Source organism: Leptolinea tardivitalis (genome assembly GCF_001050275.1).
In the GTDB taxonomy this organism is placed as follows: Bacteria; Chloroflexota; Anaerolineae; order Anaerolineales; family Anaerolineaceae; genus Leptolinea; species Leptolinea tardivitalis.
In genome coordinates, this window is the sequence record NZ_BBYA01000010.1 from 121,380 (window position 1) to 142,630 (window position 21,251).

The window sequence follows — 21,251 nt, forward strand, 5'->3', positions numbered from 1 at the left end:
TTTGCGGAAAAGTCCATGAAACCACGATCTTTCAGAGCCTGTAAGATGGCTTTCCAGTGTGTTTCATGCTCGCTCAGGGAACCGATACCCCCAACACCTGACGTTCACCCCATGGGGTAATCCCTGTGGCCACCAGAACCGCGGCATCCCGGATTTGACTGTTTTCCCGTACTTTTTCATATCGGGCGTCCAGATACAGGTAGGTAATTTCTCCCAACGGCCTTTCCCGCCATTCCTGCAGCACTGTATCCAGTTGCGCGGTTGCGCGGTCGCCCGGCGGACCTGCTCTGCTGAAATCTCAATCCCGCTTAATTGCTCCGTGATCTCTTTCACCTTGCGGGTTGATACTCCCATGATGTACATTTCAGCCAGCGTCATGGTCAAGGCTCTTTCGCTTCTCAGCCCTTTTTCCAACGCCGACGGATAGAAGCCTCCTTCCCGGACTTGCGGTATCGCAAAGGTTATCTCGCCCACTCGGGTTTTTACCGTTTTGGGCTTGTAACCATTCGCGTATCCTGTCCGTTCTCCGGTTCGTTCGTACTCTTCCGCCTGAAGGTATCGGGTGCGCTCTTCCAGCATGGCAGTGTTGATCATCACTTTGATCATTTCTGGCAATGCCCCCAATCCTTGCTGCATCAATGTTTCTGTTACATCCTCTGGAAGGTTATAATGATTTTGGTGAGTCATCGAGTTCTCCTTTTTTGGTCTTTAGCAACCTTTAGGATACTTCTGACTCACCTCTTTTGTTAAGGTTCTTTAATTTACAGAAAATATGTTACACCAACACTGTTTTGTCAAATAGTTGTACGAATATATCAGCGTAAATATATATCTACGCCATTCCAATTAAGTAAAACCAACTGATCTATAAATCAAAAAGCTGGTTTACAAATGGTATAAACCGAATAGATTAGAGTCGCAATGTTGCCAGTTGACTTTCCATGCGGTGGTTCAACACCTGTCGCAGGTGATCCTTTTCTTCGCGAAGTACAGCCTTAAATTCATCCGGCTGCAGTTTGGGGTACAGGCTGATCAGTTCCTGAACAAAGAGGACAGAATCCCGTTCAATGCGCTCCGCCAGGTCAAACAAATCGTCTTTATTGGTGATTTTTTTCGCCTCATCCATTAAATGGACCGTATCTTTCAACATGTTTCGTTCAATCAACAATTTTAAGTATTGTTCATGTTCTTCAGAGATTTCAACAGTCAATTCCGGGGTGCCTTCCAGTTTCTTCAGGAGCTGACTGTACATGTCATGGTGCCGGTCTTCATCCAGAGCAAGATGTTCAAGAAATTTGCCGCCTATCTTACTATCTGCGGCCAGACGCCTGTACAATGAGGCTACCGCCTTTTCGTTGGAAATCATCATCTTAATCAGGTCAGCGCCATCCCAATGTTTTCTCATGATATACCTCCAGTCAATACCCTTGCCAGAATGCAGTGCTAGCCGGGTTTCTCAGGTATATTTTCACTATACAGAATCTGGAATAGGAGTCAAGAACCGACAGGGACAAATGACCTGGGAATATGGATAGAAACCTCAAAACAAAAGGGGGCTTTATCCATCGGGAATCTTGTTGTTGTTTTCCGCAATTTTTCGGGAAACAACACCAGTTATGCTTTCTGGAGAAGAATAAGCAACAGAAAATTTTCAGCCAAAGATATTGCCTTAAATATGAAAAATGGAAAATAGAGTGTGAAAACAAGACTAATCCAGCGAAAATACTGAGTAAATAGGAGTGTTTTTAGGAAATTATCGTCTTTTTGATGGCCAGCAAATATGATTTCCAGGTGAAATCATATAATTTTTTCAGAGCCAGTAAGAAATTGGATAGATTATACTCATCAATTCCTAATTCTAAATTCTTTTTGTTTTTCCTATATTTTGAAGGTGATTGAGGAAAATCAAAAGTTCGGGTATCGTTTCTTGTATAAAAGGATTCTCTATCAGGTCATTCCAATTAAATTCCCATGACAAACATTGTTTTTTATCTTTTATCCCTGCTCGGATTGGTTTTCCTCCTTTTAGCCATTCTCTGGCTGATAATTCCCCTGATTACCGGTCTGCCCTGGGTTCCCTCTCAAAGCCGACGCATCCACAGGGCATTGCAAATGGCGGATATTCAACCGGGCGACGTAGTCTATGACCTGGGTGCCGGTGACGGACGCGTTTTGATCGCAGCCGCCCGTGACTTTCATGCCCGGGCTGTGGGTATTGAAATCAGTCCGGTACATTGTTTGATTACCTACTTGCGGGCATGTTTTTCCGGTGTCAGGCATGAAATCACCATCCATCAGGGAAATTTTTATCGTGCCGATATTTCTACCGCAGATGTTGTTTTTATCTATGCGATATCGAAGTATTCAGCAAAATTACGTCCTATTCTGGAAACCCAGTTGAAATCCGGTGCCCGTGTCGTAACAATTTCATCGGATATGAATGGATGGCAGCCAGATAAGATTGACAGTCATGAACTGATCTTTCTTTATCATATGCCACCCAAACCTGGCAATATCGAAACATTCCTTTTACAACAGTCAACTGTTCGCTGAAATAACTAATGACTTTCTGACAGCATCTTCATGGCCGTCCTGTATCCTGTATGAATCAGCGCTGGGATCTGATCGGTGTTGAGCAGATTGAATTCCGACAGATCGGGTGTGATGAGCCAATCTGCATACTGGTTATAGGGCCGGGCAGCATTAATCATGGCAGAATAGTAAGTATTGAGCAGCAGATCAACCAGATTATCAGGCGCCCGATGTGAATGGCTGGCCGTGAACAGGTCCACGGCGATTATGGTTTCAGCACCCATTTCGCGCGCCAGCATAATGGGTACATTCTCCAACAAGCCGCCATCGATCAACAATTTGCTTTTAATATGCACCGGATTAAAAACCCCGGGGATGCAGGAACTGGCCATGACTCCTTCTGCCACATTTCCCCTGGTCAGTTTAACCCGCTCACCAGTCACCACATCTGACGCCACCATACCCAGTTTAATTTTGGAATCTGAAAATTTCACGTCACCAATCAGGTTCCGTACAATTACACCCAATTTCTGATTGGACAACAAACCATATTGAGATAGAGCCAATCCGGCGGTATCGATCCATTCGAGATCCATGGCAATCTGCTCGATCTGATCCCATGATTTGTCAAAAGCATACAGGGCAGCCACAAATGCACCGATGCTGGTTCCGGTGACAATATCCACTTTAATCCCCAATTCGTGAATTGCCCGCAGCACTCCCACGTGAGCGGCTCCCAATACCACACCCCCGCCCAAAGCCAGACCAACTTTTTTACTTGAATCCCACTTTGCCATATTGTTTATTCAAGATTTTATTCTTTGTGGATGTAAGAAGAATTAATATTCAAAAATTTGGATTATCCTACTCCCGGCGGAAGCTCCGGTTTTCGTTTGCTTCGTTTACGGGTTCGCATTTTCTCCCAATGGTCTATGGCTGCACACAGATGTGCCCCAAACAGAATAATCAGAGAAGCCAGATAGATCAATAATAAAAAAGAAATGATGGTTCCAAGTGATCCATAAACCAATTTGAAGTTTCCAAAACCGCTGCGGATATACCAGTTAAACACTTCAGTGACTACTTTCCAGGCGACAGAAGAAACTATCGCCCCCCAGAAAGAGGCTCCAAATGGCAGGTTGGTGTTCGGAACCCAGTAATATAGGGCCAGAAATAACAAAAAACTTGTGACAAATGAAAGCAGGCTGGAAAACAGGCGAAACAAATCCAGATCGGCAAAAGACGTTTGATAAATTTCTTCTATCGGTATCAAGTTGGCTACAGATTCGAACAACATGGATATGACCAACAACACCGTAAATGCCACGATCATACCCACTCCGATCAACCGCTTTTCCAGGTAATTTCGCTGACGGATATCCGGCCATGCAAGATCAATATTGTAGACCAGGTTCGAAAAGAATCCAGACGCAGACCATAGAAGTGTGAGCAGACTGATGATTCCCACACGGCCGCGGGTGGCCAGAACTTGTTGAAGAATTTCTTCGATCCACTCCTGAGATATGGGGATTGCTTCCCTGAAAAACCGCAGGACGTTATCATAGACCTGCTGACTATCCAGGAAATAACTGCCTCCGACAATCAACAACAGAAGGAGTGGAAAAAGAGAAAAAATTGCATAATAAGCCAGACTGGCAGCCGCCTGTGGGGCTCTCGTTTTTGTGAATGTTGAAATGGTATTCCCCGGAATATCCAGCCGTCCACCCAACAATCGGTTGGTCCGTTTATACCAATCACCCATCAATTTCAAAAACGTCAAAAAGAACCTCCAACCCGAATTATCTTTTTGTGCCTGTTGACTCTCAGTCATTACAGATTACGAGAAAACCCTCATTTCTTCTATTGTAAACGTAATCATCCTATTGAAAAACAGGATTTCTTGATTTCATATAAAATCAACACATCCATAAACGAATTTTTCTTTTACGGAGGGATTAACATGTCTACAAAAAGAAATTCGTTTTTCGTTGTCTGCACTATCTTCCTGGCAAGTCTGGCCTGTTCTGCCCCCGGTAATCTATTCCATGCATTTAATAATGGCAGCAATACTATCAATAAGATTACTTTTTGCCAGGATGTGACGGATGATGGCGAATGTATAGGCGAAAGTGATACGTTCCCTTCAGGAACGGAATCGGTATATGCCTTATTTACATACCAGGGAATGAAGGATGGGGAAAAATGGAGCCGCAGATGGACACAAAATGGTAAGCTCTACGATGAAACCATCGATGAGGAGTGGGATGGCGGTTCACAAGGATGGATGGCATATTCGATAGAAGATCCAGATGGTTTGAGCGGTGAATTTACATTCACTATCTTGTTGAATAATCGGACGGTTCAGAAAGCATCTTTTACAACTCAAGAATCTTCTGCAGGTCAATCACAAAAGAACGAAAACGCCAACTCGTTTCCAGCCTTCGGGCCTATAACGATAGCAGAGAGCGCCACAGAAGATGCATTCCCCATCGGTGCAGCCAGATCATTTCCATACGGAATAAAAGAAGTGGTCGCTGTTTTCCCGTATGCCAATATGACCACGGATATGAGCTACACGGCGGAATGGCAGCGTAATGGAGAAAATTTGATCCGAAAAGATTATCCCTGGGAAGATACCAGCGATGGTATGCATTTCACCAGCCTTGTAGATGATAAACCGCTTGACGCAGGAAAATATAAATTGAATCTCTATCTGCAGGATGAGCTTGTTCGAACTGCCAGTTTTGAAATCATAAAAGAAACATCTCCTGATTCTGAAGGGGAATCAGAACAACCGGCTTCAACTACATCAAAAAAGCCGGATCGAATGGCTACACCGGAAGAAGTGGTGGATGCAGATGCCCTGAAGTATTTTTACAAAATATCCGAAGCCAATCTGCCAATTCTGAATCAGATTGTTAAAGACAACCTTATCGGTTGGACAAAAGTGAAAATAGTAGACAACAATCCCTGCGGAGAAAATGCCGTAGCCTGTTTCTCCGGTTCATGCGATAAACGATGGGGAGGCACAGTATATCTGCCTCGCGAAAATATCACCGGAGTTTCAGATGTTGATATTACCGCAACATTGACACACGAATTAACGCATGGAATGCAATTATATGGTGGTATGAAATGCGGCTGTACGGTTCAAAAGGAATTTTATGCCATGGCTGCTGAAATGGATTTCGTATATTACAGCGGAAATATAAAAACTTTTGATGCCATGTATGGTGGAGTTTGGGGTGCCAATGGCCGGATCGACACTGACAAGCTTTGGAGTATTGTCAAGAAAGTCTATTATGGAGATAAATGCCCGGAGTACTAGACGAGGTATGGAAAGATAAACACCTCCTCGATTGTTTTCGGGATACCTTCAATAAAACGGATTAGACAATCGATAACGAATAGTAGTCAGGTGCATTTGGGAATCTACCGGAGAATCCAACGAATAGACCTTTAAGTTCTCTGGTAGTAGATCATTTTCTTGCCAGGAAACCATTCCAGGAGACATTGGTGGAATGCGGTTTTGGTGTATGTCTCCCTGTGACCAGCCATTACAAGATCAGGCAATAATTTGTGGATTGTTTGATTTTACATGGCTATTATTTGGTCAAAGATCTATGTAGATCGCTAGAATCAGGGATCGACAGGTATAATTCAAATTGGCGGGGGAAACATTTCTGGAGCCTCTGACCCTCCTAAAAATACTTCGTTTTCAACCGATATTATGAAAGAACCTTCCCCTGTTCCTGATAATGTAACGTACCATCCGGGTGATTCAATATCTGAGAACTGGCATATTGTCCGGCTGCTTGGATCAGGAAGCTATGGTCAGGTATATCTGGCCGAAAACAATTCCAGGCATGAATTGAAACGCGCCGTCAAAGTGCTGCGCCGCGATGACACCGGAGTATCCAGCGGTGTCTATCAAGACGCCGTCAGACGGTTTAATCAGGAAGCGTCCCTTGGGGCCAATCCCAAACTAAAGAAAAATCCTTATCTCCTCGAAGTCTATGACTTCTTCCCCGAGAATGACCATCTCACCATGTGGATGGATTATGCCCCCGGCGGCAGCCTGGCGGAACGGCTGTCAGAATGCAAAGAAAAAGGGCTGCTCCTTCCTGTAGAACAGGCGGTCAACTGGGGGTTGCAGATCGCTGAAGGTCTGGCTGCCCTGCATGATCCCGCCATTGATGTGGTCCATCGTGACTTGCATCCCGGGAATATTTTGTTCGACAGCACCGCCAGTGATGCCCATGCCCTGGTAGCCGATCTCGGTCTGGCACAGATGCCGGGCGCCCCTTCCAGCCGTTACCTCAGCGGCAATATGTCCGCCCACCCCGGCCACCCCTCCTACCGCTCGCCGGAACATGAGAACCCCAACCGGGCGCTCACCCCGGCGGCCGATGTTTATGTGCTGGGAATGCTCCTGTTTGAAATGCTCACCGGCCAGCGGTATATCAACCACGAAGGCAAACACGTCCGCGCCATGCGCAAAGACGTCCCGCTCTGGCTGGATACGCTGATTTTCCACATGCTTTCCCGCGATCCATTGAAACGTCCGCAAAATGGTGCGGCGAATGGGTACGAGACTCCTCTGTATTTGATTTCCCCAATACGGAAAACCTCATTTCACACTTGCACAATCCCACCTTCAGATCGACGGATTTATCATTCCGGTGTGCTCTGGATAACTAAGGCTGTCCACCATTAGAATAGATCTCGTCCTTTAGCCACTGGTTGCCTATCAGCTGGCAATCTTGTCCGCTTTTTCGATTTGCTGCGGTATTACTCTTGAAGATGCACCTTCAATTAACCGCAATATACAAAGGAGATTACATGTCCGAATCGATCATCCTTGACCGGAACTTTACCGGTTCCGTCGACGAGGATGCGCAACTGGCGCAGGCAGCCCGGCAAAACCCGGCGAATTTTCACCAGATATATATCAAATGGCTGCCGCGTATCTACCGATATTTCTATTTCCGGGTAGAGAATGAAAAAGACGCAGAAGACCTGACGTCACAGGTCTTTTTGAAAGCGTTTGAAAATATCACGGATTATCGTGAAAAAGGTTGTTTCTCTGCCTGGCTGTTTACCATTGCGCATTCCCGCATTGTTGATTTTTACCGCCGGAAACAAAAAGAAATCTCACTCGAAGAAGCCGGTATTCTCACTGGCGGAACAGATTTGCTGGTGGAATCTTCACGCCGTGAAGATATGGACCGCATGCTTAATCTGATCCGCACGTTGACCGATGAAGAGCAGGAATTAATCCGACTGCGATTTGTGGCTGAACTGAGTTACGTTGAAATCGGCGCCATTACAAACCGCAGTGAAGATGCCGTTCGTAAAACAGTCACGCGATTATTGCAGCGACTGCAGACGAAACTGGAGGTAAATCATGAGTAACCCGACCAATCTACCTGTTGAAGATATGATCCGGGAGGCGGCCCGGTCAATTGAACCCCGCCCTGATTTTTCAGAAACACTCTGGAAGCAGATTGAATCAAAACCCCGAACCACCCAGCCTGACCGGCGGCGTACCTGGATGACCCGCCCGGTATGGACACTGGCCTCTCTGGCACTTGCTCTGGCTTTAATAGCAGCCGCCTACGGGCCCGACCGTGTCGTGGCTGCCTTCAAAACCCTGATAGGTTATATCCCTGGGGTCGGTTTTGTGCAGCAGGATGAAGGAACCAAATATCTTTCAAAGCCGATCACGATTGAGAAGAACGGCGTCAAGCTTATTGTGGAACAGGCTGTAGCTGATTCGGAAAAAATCGTGGTTGCCTATCATATCGATAATCTGCCGGCAGTTCCGCCGGGCGGTACAGTTGTCTGTGTTTATTCTGATAACCGGCTCCGCCTTCCGAATGGAAAAGACAGCCTTCCGATTGGTGGAGGGGTATCGGGCACAGAGGCGCGCATCCAATTTGCACCGTTACAGGCGGATGTAAACAAGGTCACGCTGGTTGTTCATGGCGAAAAAGATTGCCCTGCCCCGCAGGATTGGGAAGTGGAAATTCCCCTGGGCAAAGAAGCACCCCAACCCGCCCTGCCTGTCGTCGAAATTCAACAGACAGTGACAGAAGTACCGCCGGTAGCGCTTCAAAGTGCTGAAACCGGCCAACCTGACACCATTAAACTGGCTGTCGAAAAGGCAGTCGCCCTGCCAGACGGCTGGTTGATTACCGGCAAGGTAAGCTGGGATCAGGCGGGCATGCAGAATGTCTACCCTCAACCCGAGTCCGCCATTGTTACAGACGCCTCAGGGAAAGATGTTCCCGTCAGCCCATCGGATGAAGATGTTCATGATGGTGAATTCGCCCTGAAGTTGAACCAGAAGGATATCCAGGGGCCGATATCGCTTCAATACGGAAACATGATGATCTTTGGAATGCTGGAAAACGGTCCCACTTTCACCTTTGACGCCGGCACCAACCCGCAGCCCGGCCAGAAATGGGACGTCAATCTGACGGTTGAATTCCTGGGTGAAAAAGTTGTCATCAAGACCGTTGAAGCCGTAACTCTGGAGAATAATGTTCACGGATATGCTGTGACCATGCAGCTTCCCCAAAATGCCTACAATGCCAATTTGAGGGCTGTGGAGCCCAAACATAAGGGCGGCACGTTTGGGCAAGGGATGAAGGATGAGAAAGGCCTTTACCGGCTCGAGATGGGTTTCCCGGATGGATGCCCCACCGGAAAAGTGACCATGCAGCTCGTTGACATGCAATGGTCAAAATCGGGCAGCTGGAAAACAGAATGGAATATGGGGAAATAGCAGGATAAATTCATCCCAAAAATTGAAAGAAGCCGGAAATCCAGTGTGGATTTCCGGCTTCTTCTACTGTAGAAATCAGATAGTTATCAGAACGTTATTCGTACACAATAAGGACGGGTCCCCATTTTCACCCTAAATGACGGGAGAGGATTCCTGGGAAATGCCTTTCTTAGTTCTTTTTATTTGCAACTGTTACTGTTGTTGAATGCTTCGTTATAATTTTCCTTCGTAATGATGGGTATCTTAGGTTCTGTAGAGGGAACATAACCTTTTCCGGTATAAACCTTTCCGGGTAGATTTGGTGTTTCTCCCTTAAGGAAAGATATGGCTGTGGAAACGACATCCCTTACGTACAGGCAATCATCCGGGTATATCGTCATAGATTGTTTTCCGGCTTTGATATATTCCAATGAGGCGCTATGTGAGCCCATGCCGGTAATGACGTAACTTGTAATGGTTTTATCTGATGAGAATACATCGGCCAAACTGCGGGACAGGTTGTCATACGGTGAAAGGATAAATACATCTCCCTTCATTTTTGGATTGGCAGAAGAAAGGTTTGCTTCTGCAAGTTTTGCCGCCTCTTCTCCTATCCAATCCGAGCCAATCTGATTGATCACTGCCTTAATATTTTCATTGGATAAACTGTTCATGCCAGACACCTCAACCGCCGCTGTCGAATTGGCAACGACAAATGTTCCATCGGCAATTTTAGGCTGCAAAACGGACCAGGCGCCCTGGAAATACTTTTCTGCTCCTATATCTATCTTGCTGCCGGCATACAGGTAAAGCGGAATCCCCTTGCGCTGTCCGGCTTTTTGAACCAGATAGTCACCCTGAATTTTCCCAATTTGAACAGGATCAAATCCGATCGCGGCATCAACGAGCGTGTCATCATAGAGCAAATTATCAAAGGAAATAATCTTGACACCTAATTTTCTGGCCTGACTGACGGCATCTGAAATACTTGTAGATTGGTTGTCTATAGGATCAATGACCAGAACTTTTATTCCCTTATCCAATAGAGACATGATGGATAAATACTGATATTTTTCATCTTTATTGTCGCCTGATATTTCAATTTTTATCCCATTGGACGAGAAACTATTCTGAAATAATTCAGTTAATTCCTTATCATAAGTTTCGTTTTCACTCGGAAGGACGATGCCCACCAGAAGTTTATCTTTGTCAAATACCGGGGCACTGGCCGTTGGCGCAGCAGCAGAAACAGTTGATGCTGTTGCCGGCCCGGCAGCCGTTGGAGTTAGTGCGGCTCCCCCTCCCATAACCTGAATTTTCAGTGGGATCAACAATACCTGTCCGTTTTTCAGCGGGGCGTTTTCTTTCATCTGGTTGGCACTGACAATATCGGCTTGATTCACATCGAATTTAATAGCCAGTGCACGAATCGTATCGCCTGGCGATACGGTATATTCGATCATGCGTGTTGTCGTTTCGTCAGGGATCAAGACTTCTGGAATGGATGTCGCCGTAAAGGCCAAATCTGTCGCGGCGGGAGTGATGGATGCAACCGTTACGGGAGTGCCAGTGATCAATATCGTCGGAGCAGACGTCAATGCCGGTTTTGTCAGAGTGGCAGCGACTCTCTGCGGCGGGTATACCCCTGTCTGCCACAGAATCAGACCGGCAACAATCACCGCGCCCATCGCTCCAGCCCACCAGTATTTCTTCCAAACCGGAATGGATTCTTCTTTTATCTCAGCTTTAATGCGCAGGGCGGCCGCCTGTCCATCTTTTCCCAGCTTCTTTAACTCTTTGACGGTCTGCCGGGCAGCCGGCCAGTTCTGACCGGCACAGGCTTCCATGCCCTGAGTTTCCAGTTGGGTGATTTGTTCTTGCAGCCGGGCTTTCTCTTCGGCATCTTTCTTTGCCTTTTCTTCTGCCTCTTTTCGGATGCGTTCCTGCTCTGCCAGGCGGGCTTTCTCTTTTTCTTCTTCGCGGGCTTTTGCTGCGGCGTCCCGCCGTGCTTTGTCCTCCGCCGCCAGCCGGGCTTTTTCTTCGGCCTCTTTGCGGCGTTTTTCTTCCGCCGCCAATCGGGCGCGCTCAAGTTCTTCCTTCCGGGCTTTCTCTGCCGCTTCCCGACGGGCTTTCTCTTCCGCCGCTTTTTTGGCGTTCTCGACAGCTTCCAATCGCCGTCGTTCTTCTGCCGCCTGACGGGCACGCGCTTCTTCTTCCTGCTTTGCCTTTTCCAGCGCCTGCTGCCGGGCGCGTTCTTCTTCAACCTTTTTGATGCGTTCTGCTTCCAAACGTTGTTGCTCGGCGATGCGCGCACGTTCCAGCGCTTCCTTCTGTTCCTTTTCACGGATTTCCCGCGTCATCTGTTCGCCGACCAGAAGGCCTTTACGCAATTCTTCTGCGGTTTCCGCTCCGTCCCACGGCCGTTCCTTCGGTGATTCCGAAAGCATCCGCAGGATGTAGTTATCAAACCAATCTGGAACACCGGCAACCATATCCTTTATATGTGTGCCCGGCCGGATGTTCTTGTAGCTCCGACCGGTCAGCATCTCAAAAAGGATCAAACCCAGGGAATAGATGTCTGATGCCGGACGCAGATAAACTCCGGAAATCTCCTGCTCCGGGCTCATGTACATGGGAGTCCCCGGATGGGCTTTCGGCAGGCTTAATTGCGAGCGCATACTCGCTCCGCCTGGTACCTGTGCCAGACCCAGATCGGCCACTTTGGCCAATTCATTCGAATCAAACAGGATGTTGGACGGTTTCAGGTCGCGGTGGACCACGTCCTTCTTGTGCATGACGGATAGCCCCTCCGCCACGTCAATACCAAGTTTGACCGTCTCCTTGATTTCAAACCGCTCGCCGTTCTTGCGGTATCTGTCCAGCTTTTGTTTGAGGCTTCCCCCCGATGCATATTCCATGATCAGGAACAGAACATTATCCTCTTCCTGAAAGTCATACACCCTGATCATGTTCGGGTGACTGAACCATTCCATCAGTTGAGATTCTTGACGGAACCTGTTTTTATAATCCTGATAATCTGAACTGCCCACACCAATATCATCGCGCAGCAGCACTTTGATGGCGCGTTTGCCATTCAACTCGATATGGGTGGCCAGAAAAACTTCTCCAAATGCCCCCTGACCGATGCTTTTTTCGATGCGGTAGTTCTTTAATACAATGTCGTTTTCCGCGAACCGCCCCATGGATCACTCCGAGTATAAAATGGCCATCCGGTCAATTTTATCATTTCAAACCAGATTATTACCCAAAATAGAAATTAATGGTTTATCTAAGCCCGGGCTCCTTAATCCTTTTATTTCCGGAGGTTCAAAAAAACCGTTATTTTTTTGAGAGACAGTTGAAGTGGGTGTGTATTTCAGAACCGGAACGGCAATTAAAAAAAAGACACCGCCTGTTGCGTATTGCCCCATCTCACCACCCCACAATCATGCCGGATATGACTTGATTTTAACATCTCTGACCAGATAATTCTTATGGATTCCTATGATTCAATCACCACTTCGGTCCGAGTGGAATCATCCATTTCAAGACGAATGGGTTGATCTCCCAATCCCTTAATATTGATCTTCCCACGGATCATCTTTCCCGTCTTGATGGTCACCGGGGCAACTTTGGCCATGATTTTGCCGGAGAAAATATTCCGAAATGGATCCGGCCGCTCCGGACGGTCTACATATTCAACACATACGCTGAGTTGATTTTCGGATTGAGTGGGAACAATCTCCAGATTCAAATCCCACCAACTGTTAGGAGCAATACTCTGATTCTCATCCGCCCTCACACGGTCGGCATACATCAACGAGCCGCCCACATAAACAACAATATTGTGTGCGGCGGCCCGGCCGGTATTCTTGATTCGTAATGTGATCTGGCCGGGTTCATTTTGTACAAGGGTAGGCGTGGTGGCCAGTTCTGATGTGAGCACCGGTAACATAGAAAGTGCTTCCGCTTTTCTCCGCCTTTCTTCTGCGCCAATGGGATCATTCATCCGTTCCAGTACACCGGCAGCCAGCAGGTAATAATACGCCGCCCGTCCCGGGTCCTGTGTCCGCCAGATTAATGCTGCCCGCTCAAATCCTTCCACTCCGCGTTTGCGATCACCCACACCAATCCAAAGGCGAGCGCCCCATTCCGGTTCATGGGCTTTCTCCCAGGCCTGGGCTGCTTTTTCAAGATCAGTATCCTGCTCACAGGGATCGCACCAGTATGTCTGCAAGGCGTACTGGATGGCAGCTTCATGATACTTTTCCTGATTCACTAACATGTTCGCTGCCCACATATGTTGTCCGCCGTGATACGGCATACTCCAGACGTAACCGCGCAAATCACCTTCTTTTGCATTGCACCGGGTGGCAAAATAGACACGATCTTTCTTTTTGGCCAGATTCCCCGTCAGGGCCTGATCCTTATTATTTAATCCCGAATATTTCCAAATACACACACCCGTTTGAATATCAAACCCATAGCTATACCCGTGCGAATCCCCACAAACGAGCAGCGCATCATTTACGATCTGCGGTCGCACCATCGCAGTTCCGTCAAGTTCAACCTCCCAGAGGACCTGGCTGGACATCCGGTCAAGGCAGCGCATTTTATGGTCTGAAGCACCAAAAAAAAGACGGTTTTTATAATAGGCCAATTTTCCAATTCGGGAAGATAATGACGAGCGTTGATTCAGCTCATATACCCATTGCTGCCTCCCCGAGATATCCATTGCATACAACTGACCTTTTTCGTTGGCCACATAGATATACTGGTCACCGGTTATCAGCATGTCTGTAAGATAGGCATATTCCGAATCGGCGAATACTGTGGATGTATTGTTCCCCTGTATACGCAGCAACTGACCCGGGCGCGTACCGGTCACCAGGTAATAAATGGCATTTTGGAGGGAGAAAGTCTGCGGACTGTTTAACCGGGCTGTATTGTCCCAGCGGCCAATTTGACCGCTTTTTTGCGTAGCCGGGTTGACACCAACCAGTGTTCCATCGCTGACAGCAAGACTGACCCATTCAGGATTGTGTTTTACGATTTTTGGTGCAACTGGTCCGGCAAAATCATAAGACCAAACCAGTTTTCCATTCAAATCCAACACCAAAAGACAGGAGGGATCCGGTGATCGCCGGCCGGTTATTTGCAGGATCCAATCTCCGAAGATATACGGCCTTCCAATGGCCGGCCGGTCCAGCGGCAGAGACCATTGTTTTTCCCGGGTTTCCAGACTATACGAAAACAATTCTCCTTCCGGCTGACCAACTACAGCCTCTTCACTGTGACGATTCCAGCCAACCAGCAACGTCTTCTCACCCAGTACTGTTATGCCAGCCGGTTTTCCGGGAACTGTGAACTGCCAGTCTGGAGTGCAGGGAGGCTTGGCCTGATGAAACGTCTCCCGTTTGAAGCCACAGATGGGGCATACTGGTGCATTATGTGGAAAATACGAAAGGCATTTCGTGCAAAAAAGCGATGGTATGGAAAAATTGGACATTGTGCGGCCTGTGCTGGGGAAAACCGGATGAAGGTGAGGTATGAATATTTTAGCGGAGATGGAAGAAACAGATTAAGAGATTATTCAAACGTTCATCAGGATCATCTCAAAACACACCGGAAGCCTAAGAAAATGTATCTCAATCCCGTCTTGATTCAGCCATCCGCATAAATAGTTTATCACGAATATTCACAAATGTACATATTTGTTCAAATTGCTTATTGACATTTCATTGATATTTATGTACTATTTTGTACAGTAAGAACAAGCTGATGAGGAAATGATGTCCGACCCAAAATCTGATCCCGAATACATGAAAATTGGAGAAGCTGCCCGCTTTCTGGGCGTCAATCCGCGGACAGTGTATCGCCGGGTGTGGGCAGGTGAACTTCCCGCCGCCAGAATCGGGGGATTGTATTTCATTCGTAAAGCCGACCTCGACGCCATCCTGTCACATAATCGAGCTGAACCGTCTGACCAGGCCGATACGGGATTGATGAAGTGTTCTGTTTGTTACAGGCTGCTTCCAAATGAGACCCACATCGGTGCAGTTTGTGCCGTAGAAGGATGCGAAGAGATCATCTGCACCCAGTGTGTCAGAAAAGGTGATCAATATTGCCCGGATCATGCCCCCTCGCAGGAACAACTTTTACTTGACGCCCTCCGGCGCCAGAAAAGTGGTGAAATTCCTGTGGTGGTAAAGAATTCAATAGCACGCCTGCGGGAGATTAATTTCTTGAATCGAATTCAGACCCGTTTGACGGCTATGGGTTCCTTCTTGCATCCGGTTTCGGGTGAAGTCATCAATATTGGCAACTGGGCGGAAATACTGGAATTCGGTGATGACCGTGCTGAAATTATGCATATGCTGGGCAAGGTTGTTCTGGATGCAGACACTCTGGCAAAAAATCCATTGAATGCCTGGTTCTCAGCCCGTCCACCGTTGCCCAGAGGAAGCAAAGCGCCAGCCATTCATATCCAGGTGCACGTGATGAGCCATCTGGATGAGATGATCAGGAATGGATTTGATACCCGGCCTCTTACAGCAGATGACCTCGCCCCCCGGCTTGTTCAACTATCCGAGGAAGCTCGTGAGAGTAAAGAAATGCAAATGGTTGTTTTGGCTTCCTCCACCGGCTGGGATGCCACAGCCCGCACGGTGATCAACGGGCAAACCGGAGAAAAGCATGTTTTGCCTTTCTCGCATGGCATGGTCATGATTTATCTATACGATCTGGAAAGTGGTGAGCTTTTATATAACAACCTGGATGACCGGGCCCGCCTGTATGCCGAATTGTTTATCCCTTTGCTCCCTTCGGAAGAAATGGAAGAGGTCAAAACTGCCATTGAAAAAGAGCTGGTAATGTATGACAGCCTTACTCTGGAAAATGCTGTTCAGACTCTCGGGTTTTCCCGTTCTCTGGTGCAAAAAACATTTGAAAATCTTTCTTCATCAAACCGCTTCACCCTGGTGGATGTACCAGGGTTCGGTTTGACAATTTCTCGTAAATAACTGGGAGGTTTACCATGACAGAAAAACGTACACTGGTTGATTTTGGGTTGAATATTTTGCGCGATTTATTGAACAATACCGCAAAATCACAGCCAGCTTCGGATACCGCAAAAAAGCTGAAATTGGATGAAGTCCCGTTGGAAACCTTGAAAAAGGAAAAAATCTCCCTTGAACAGGAAGAGAAGAAAACACTGTCACGTTTACGCGAAATTGAAAATCGCAAACGCCAGCTTTTCAGCGAAGGTGTACAGAACATTTCCAGCGACCGCGAGCAGACAGTTTTGGCCCGCAAAATCAAAGAACTCGATGTCGAGGCAGCCGGCCTTGATCAGGTGCTTCATGCGCTTTCCAAACAGATGCGTGTTATCGATGGCCTTGTGCAGATTAAAGAACGCACCATGATTTTCTCATCGACCAACAACACGATCCTGTCAAAATTGAACATGGACGACATTCTTCATTATGTGAATATGGCCAGCGCCGATGGTGAATTTCAGATCAACAAATTCGACGATCTGCTGCGTGCCATGGAAATGAATGCCTCCATTGCGCCTGAATTCCGTGAAGAAGCCGATGTTCTTGAAATAAAAAAGGCCATGCAGCGGGCCCGTGAAGCCGGTGAACTCAGTGATGAAAGAATCGATGAGGAATTGAAAAATCTGTACGAAAAGAAAGTTCAGCAAGCCGTTGAAGCTGAGTTTTAGTGACGTCAATCCTGCATGCGAACAGAGACTATTATGTCTGTAAATCTTGGTGACATGGCTTTTTCTGAATACCGACGGGTGCTCAAACGCGCTGAAGACGCCCGATTGAAGGGTGCTTTCTCTGATGCGGCGGCGGCTTACCGTCAATGTGCCGAGTTATACAGGCAATATGCCGCATCGTCCACTGATCCATCCATCCGAAAACAGCGATTGAAGCAGTCTGAGATCTTCCTGCAAAAATCCCGGCAATACGGTTCATCTTCCGTATCGCACCAGTCTGTTCATCACCAGGAAGCCCGGAAGGAAGCCGCCGGGCCGGCTGATCGGGATGATTATGAAGCCGATGTATTGAATCTGAGACAGCATACCAATATCAAATGGAAGGATATTGGCGGGTTGGAAGAGACCAAGAATTCCATCAAAGCAGCCTATGGAATGGCTCTGGCCCAAAAACCGAAAGGAGTGCAGATTAACAGCTGGCGGAACATTCTTCTTTTCGGGCCTCCGGGAACCGGGAAAACACTTCTGGCCGCCGCCACAGCCGGAAGTCTGGAAGCGGATTTCTTTAACGTCAAAGTGAGCAATCTGGTATCCAAGTATTTCGGTGAAACCAGCAAATTAATCTCCGCTTTGTATTCCGTCGCCCACCAGCGAAGCCCATCGGTCATTTACATGGATGAATTCGAATCCCTTACGCCTCCCCGTGATTCAGGCGACAGCGGTGCGGAACGGAGAATTGTCAGCACATTCCTTTCCGAGCTGGACGGACTGGCCACCAAGGAAGACGAAAGTTTTATTCTGACCATGGGAGCCACGAATTTCCCCTGGCTGCTGGATTCGGCCATGTTGAGCCGCTTCCAGCGACGAATTTACGTCCCCCTGCCTGATGAAGCTGCCCGGAAATCCATTCTCGAAATCCACCTGACCCGCCGCGGCCATAAGACAACGCAGGATATCAATGAGTGGGTAAAAGCCACCCGTGGATTCGCCGGACGTGAAATTGAACAGCTTTGTCAGACGGCTATCGCCAGCATGACTCAGCGGGCCAACCCCGGTCTTCTTGATCTGGTAGATCAGGGACGAAAAGCCCTGAGCAAATATGAAATCAAAATTGAGCCGCTCACAGAAAATGATATGAAATCAGCACTCGATCAAATACATCCGATCACCACGGCAGACATGCTAAGGCAGTATGATGATTGGAACCATCAATCTGAACACCAGATGTAAAAATCTCTCAATCAGGGAAAACCTCATGTCCACTTTTGATGATAAAAAAGCATCTTTTGAACAACGGCTTCAAAAATCCCGTGCCAATCATGAAGCCAACCTTGATAAACAACTGGCGGATATGCGGGTACGCCTGTTGAAAGATGCTCCCCCGGCTCTTCCAGATGCAGCCATCCGCCAGATCACCCGTTTGGACCATGAGATCAAACAGCAAAGAATCTCCGGGATGCCAAGGGAAATGCGTGTTCAGATGGGTGGAAGTACACCATTACGTCAGGTAGATTCATTCTTCATCAAGGAATTTCAAACCAATAAGTACCTGTACTCCAATCTAATGAGTTATCCTACTGTTTTCTGCGAGACTCTTGAGGAATTCTTTAATACCTTTATTGACGACCTTGACGTTTCACCATCGGCAAAAAGACAGGAATTGAACCGAATGGTGGAGGAAGCACAACAGACTGCCGCCGATTCCCACGGGGGCGGTATATTCGGGGTCAACCTGCCAGGCCAGGGGTGTTACTTAAATGGATGGTTGTTTGCCTATGAAAGCGGGAAAAAACCATCTGAAATTCTTCAATCAGAAAGTCATCTTCCATCCATATTAATGACCGCCGCCCATGAAAAACTCGGACATGGATTTCTCGCAGAATGCAGTGTCCTCGGGAAAACAAAATCGCGGTTGGGTTTGGATATGGTGGAAGTAGCCCGTCGCTTCAGCCTCCGTTCAGCAGAAGATCCTCTTACAAGCCTGAGGCAGCAGCAAAATGGTCTGATCCATACCACATCACAGCTTGTGGAAGAAGGATGGGCTACCTGGGTTGAAAGTTATATTGGCCAGTGTCTCTGGGAGAGACAACATCCCACCCACACCGTAGAACCCCTGATTGAAGCCTGCCAGAACCTTCCGCAGAATATAGAAAACCGCCAGCAGGTAAAAGAAGCTCTATTGACCGCAATGGCCTACCTTCTTGGCGATCAACAGGCCAACCTTCAAGCACTTCACTGGGCCATCAATACCATTGAAATACTGGGATCTGATTTTGATGATTATTTCTTCTCGGCTGCCAGCCAGCCCTTACGGTACTGCATCGGTGAATTGCTTCTGATGCGTATTGAAACACAGATGGGACCGTTGTGTGCTCCTTACGCCGCCCTGACGGCCGCCAATGTTGCCATTGAGCCCGACAAAATCAGTCTCAGCGATTTACAAACATTAATGGATCAGGATCCACGTCTTCACCCCGATACACGCCTGGCGGCCATTGCGCAGTTATCCATCCGCAACAAAAATGACGTGGCCGAGATGGGCAGGCAGATCGAACAGCAATTAAGCTTCTCCGTGCCTCCAAGACTTCTGAATTAAGCTGACATTTTGGTCTCAGGGAAACCCCATGGAAAGTAAACCTTCTTCCGCATCCACACCATCTGCCCGGGTATTGCCGCTTGACAAATTACCCGGTTGGATAAGCAAATCCCTCGATGTTCCGCCTCTCCGGACAGGCATTGTGGTTACGTCCAGTGGAAAATCCACTACCTACCCTTCCGGGAAACATATCATTCTTTCACCAATTGATCGATTGAGAGGTAAGGGTGTTGGATTGCAAATTGGTTATGTTTCCACAGAACCAGTAACAGCCCGATTAACCGCATCATATCTTTTATCGGGTGACGAAATTCTTGTGGATGCCGCCATCACGTATGATGCCCGGATTACCGATCTCCAGCGATATTTCTGCGAGCTGGTCATTCCTATGGGTGAAATTCCTGCAGGACAGATAAATTTCAGCAATGAAGAAGCTGCCTCATCCATCCGGCAATTGGTCCGCCGGTATACCGCCGATGATTTGATCCACGGGCTGCCTACTCACCTTCTGGCGGCCGAAATCCAACGAGCGTTGTCTGCCACCCTTCAAAATCTGGGAATGGAGGTCGATAGAATCTTATTGATAACCTTCTGGCGCTCGGATGATAAAGTGAAAGCGACAGAAAAAATCATGGAACTGGAACAAGACCTCCAGAACATTGAACTTCAGAAGAAAATGGCGGAGGTTGAATCTCAAATCCAACTGGATGATTTTATTCATCAATTGGATCCCGAATTCAGTCAATCAGCCGGAGTCCGGCCGGTGATGCATGAACGAACCGTTTCCGGTAATGACACGGCCAATTCTGCGGAAAATCTAAAAAAATGGCTTGTTGATCAGACAACTCATTCAAGCGGCTCCCATTGGCGGTTATCTAATTTATTCTCCAACGATAATAAAAATTCCCTCCTTCCATCACGCCGTCCTCCACAAAACTGGTGGGTAGGTAGAACAATCTGGATCTTGTTCCTGGTTTGTTCTGGCGCCGGAATCACGCTCTTGACGACAAACCGGTTCTCTGGTGAACCGCGCAAGGATCTGCTTTATGGTTTCCTGACAGGCTTATGGTTATTCCTTCTGCCCTTTATTCTGGGTGAAATTAAAAAACTGGTCGAAAAATGGGAAAAAGTAAACGAAGCCGTCTGGAATCTGCCTTCTGCTACGCATTTACAGGAACTGATTGGAGATGATAAAAATCGGGCAGACCGGCTTGTGCGGAAACAATGCCTTTCTGAAATGGAACGAAGTCGTTCCATTTTGGAAGATATGGTTTCACGTCTATATAATGCCGGATCTACTGATTCGGCGATAAGATTGCGCGAGTTGCGGCACAAGTTTGAAAGTACCCAGGAGCGACTCAAGCAACCTGATTTTGGCAATCCGGCATATTTGAGCGATAATCATCTAAGCAGTGCCGCCTGGGGAAGAACGCTCGATTATGATGAAAATCTCCTGTCTTTCGCCGGTGCCATAACGGAACAGGTTTTCACCGCCCAGCAAAATTTGTCGTCATCCAAGGAAATTCCCACTCTCAATTCAATAGAACAACACCTGGACGAATTCTTGTACCGCTTCAGCGGGCGGTCGCAGGTTTTGAAAAATCTATAATCCCGGTCTCATTTTTCAG

16 protein-coding genes and 1 pseudogene are annotated in these 21,251 nt (G+C 47.5%); 10 read left to right on the forward strand and 7 right to left on the reverse strand.

The genetic code is table 11. The features are described from left to right. Positions 1-20 precede the first annotated feature (20 nt). Together LTAR_RS17720 and LTAR_RS10125 are read right to left on the reverse strand one after the other, a co-directional pair. Positions 21-687 (reverse strand): annotated as a pseudogene (locus tag LTAR_RS17720) (IS256 family transposase); the annotation flags it as partial. Between the two features lie 223 nt (positions 688-910). Beyond that, entirely contained in the window at positions 911-1,405 is a 495-nt protein-coding gene (locus LTAR_RS10125) for a ferritin family protein (RefSeq protein WP_062422125.1), read from the reverse strand. A gap of 566 nt (positions 1,406-1,971) precedes the next feature. Between LTAR_RS10125 and LTAR_RS10130 the strand changes: the two genes are divergently transcribed. Further along, positions 1,972-2,553, forward strand: a complete 582-nt coding sequence (locus tag LTAR_RS10130; RefSeq protein ID WP_062422126.1) for an SAM-dependent methyltransferase — start codon at positions 1,972-1,974, stop codon at positions 2,551-2,553. A gap of 5 nt (positions 2,554-2,558) precedes the next feature. On the opposite strand, the gene LTAR_RS10135 is transcribed toward LTAR_RS10130, so the two are convergent. Together LTAR_RS10135 and LTAR_RS10140 are read right to left on the reverse strand one after the other, a co-directional pair. Further along, positions 2,559-3,329, reverse strand: coding sequence for a patatin-like phospholipase family protein (locus LTAR_RS10135; RefSeq protein WP_062422127.1), 771 nt, complete (start codon positions 3,327-3,329; stop codon positions 2,559-2,561). 62 nt (positions 3,330-3,391) lie between these two features. Next, entirely contained in the window at positions 3,392-4,312 is a 921-nt protein-coding gene (locus LTAR_RS10140) for a YihY/virulence factor BrkB family protein (RefSeq protein WP_062422128.1), read from the reverse strand. 180 nt (positions 4,313-4,492) lie between these two features. On the opposite strand from LTAR_RS10140, the gene LTAR_RS10145 reads away from it, so the two are divergent. From LTAR_RS10145 to LTAR_RS10160, 4 genes are all read left to right on the forward strand, one after another. Continuing rightward, positions 4,493-5,860, forward strand: coding sequence for a hypothetical protein (locus LTAR_RS10145; protein ID WP_062422129.1), 1,368 nt, complete (start codon positions 4,493-4,495; stop codon positions 5,858-5,860). 402 nt (positions 5,861-6,262) lie between these two features. Then, the gene (locus tag LTAR_RS10150) at positions 6,263-7,249 is read left to right on the forward strand and encodes a serine/threonine protein kinase (protein ID WP_062422130.1); all 987 of its coding nucleotides are present in this window, start codon (positions 6,263-6,265) and stop codon (positions 7,247-7,249) included. A 125-nt stretch (positions 7,250-7,374) separates the two neighbouring features. Then, positions 7,375-7,947, forward strand: coding sequence for an RNA polymerase sigma factor (locus LTAR_RS10155; RefSeq protein WP_062422131.1), 573 nt, complete (start codon positions 7,375-7,377; stop codon positions 7,945-7,947). Beyond that, positions 7,940-9,322, forward strand: coding sequence for a DUF4179 domain-containing protein (locus LTAR_RS10160; RefSeq protein WP_062422132.1), 1,383 nt, complete (start codon positions 7,940-7,942; stop codon positions 9,320-9,322). The genes LTAR_RS10155 and LTAR_RS10160 overlap by 8 nt, the downstream gene beginning before the upstream one ends. Positions 9,323-9,501: 179 nt before the next feature. Here LTAR_RS10160 and LTAR_RS10165 read toward each other — a convergent pair whose 3' ends face one another. The 3 genes from LTAR_RS10165 to LTAR_RS10175 all read right to left on the reverse strand — a co-directional run bounded on the left by LTAR_RS10165 (position 9,502) and on the right by LTAR_RS10175 (position 14,810). Then, a complete protein-coding gene (locus LTAR_RS10165; RefSeq protein ID WP_062422133.1) occupies positions 9,502-12,504 on the reverse strand; it encodes a bifunctional serine/threonine-protein kinase/ABC transporter substrate-binding protein in 3,003 nt (1,000 codons plus the stop codon). A 45-nt stretch (positions 12,505-12,549) separates the two neighbouring features. After that, positions 12,550-12,732, reverse strand: a complete 183-nt coding sequence (locus LTAR_RS10170) for a hypothetical protein (protein ID WP_062422134.1) — start codon at positions 12,730-12,732, stop codon at positions 12,550-12,552. Positions 12,733-12,803: 71 nt separating this feature from the next. Next, positions 12,804-14,810, reverse strand: a complete 2,007-nt coding sequence (locus LTAR_RS10175; RefSeq protein ID WP_062531983.1) for an outer membrane protein assembly factor BamB family protein — start codon at positions 14,808-14,810, stop codon at positions 12,804-12,806. Positions 14,811-15,090: 280 nt separating this feature from the next. Here LTAR_RS10175 and LTAR_RS10185 point away from each other — a divergent pair, with 280 nt between their 5' ends. Genes LTAR_RS10185 through LTAR_RS10205 form a run of 5 tightly spaced genes read left to right on the forward strand, consistent with a single transcriptional unit; the run spans position 15,091 to position 21,232 of the window. Then, on the forward strand, positions 15,091-16,323 hold the full coding sequence (locus LTAR_RS10185) for a helix-turn-helix domain-containing protein (RefSeq protein WP_081419936.1): 1,233 nt from the start codon (positions 15,091-15,093) through the stop codon (positions 16,321-16,323). 14 nt (positions 16,324-16,337) lie between these two features. Beyond that, positions 16,338-17,027, forward strand: coding sequence for a hypothetical protein (locus LTAR_RS10190; RefSeq protein WP_062422138.1), 690 nt, complete (start codon positions 16,338-16,340; stop codon positions 17,025-17,027). A 33-nt stretch (positions 17,028-17,060) separates the two neighbouring features. Then, positions 17,061-18,257, forward strand: a complete 1,197-nt coding sequence (locus LTAR_RS10195) for an ATP-binding protein (RefSeq protein WP_062422139.1) — start codon at positions 17,061-17,063, stop codon at positions 18,255-18,257. A gap of 25 nt (positions 18,258-18,282) precedes the next feature. Beyond that, complete coding sequence (locus LTAR_RS10200; protein ID WP_062422140.1) at positions 18,283-19,623, forward strand: hypothetical protein; 1,341 nt, start codon at positions 18,283-18,285, stop codon at positions 19,621-19,623. Between the two features lie 28 nt (positions 19,624-19,651). Continuing rightward, the gene (locus LTAR_RS10205) at positions 19,652-21,232 is read left to right on the forward strand and encodes an SPFH domain-containing protein (RefSeq protein WP_062422141.1); all 1,581 of its coding nucleotides are present in this window, start codon (positions 19,652-19,654) and stop codon (positions 21,230-21,232) included. Positions 21,233-21,251: the final 19 nt, after the last annotated feature.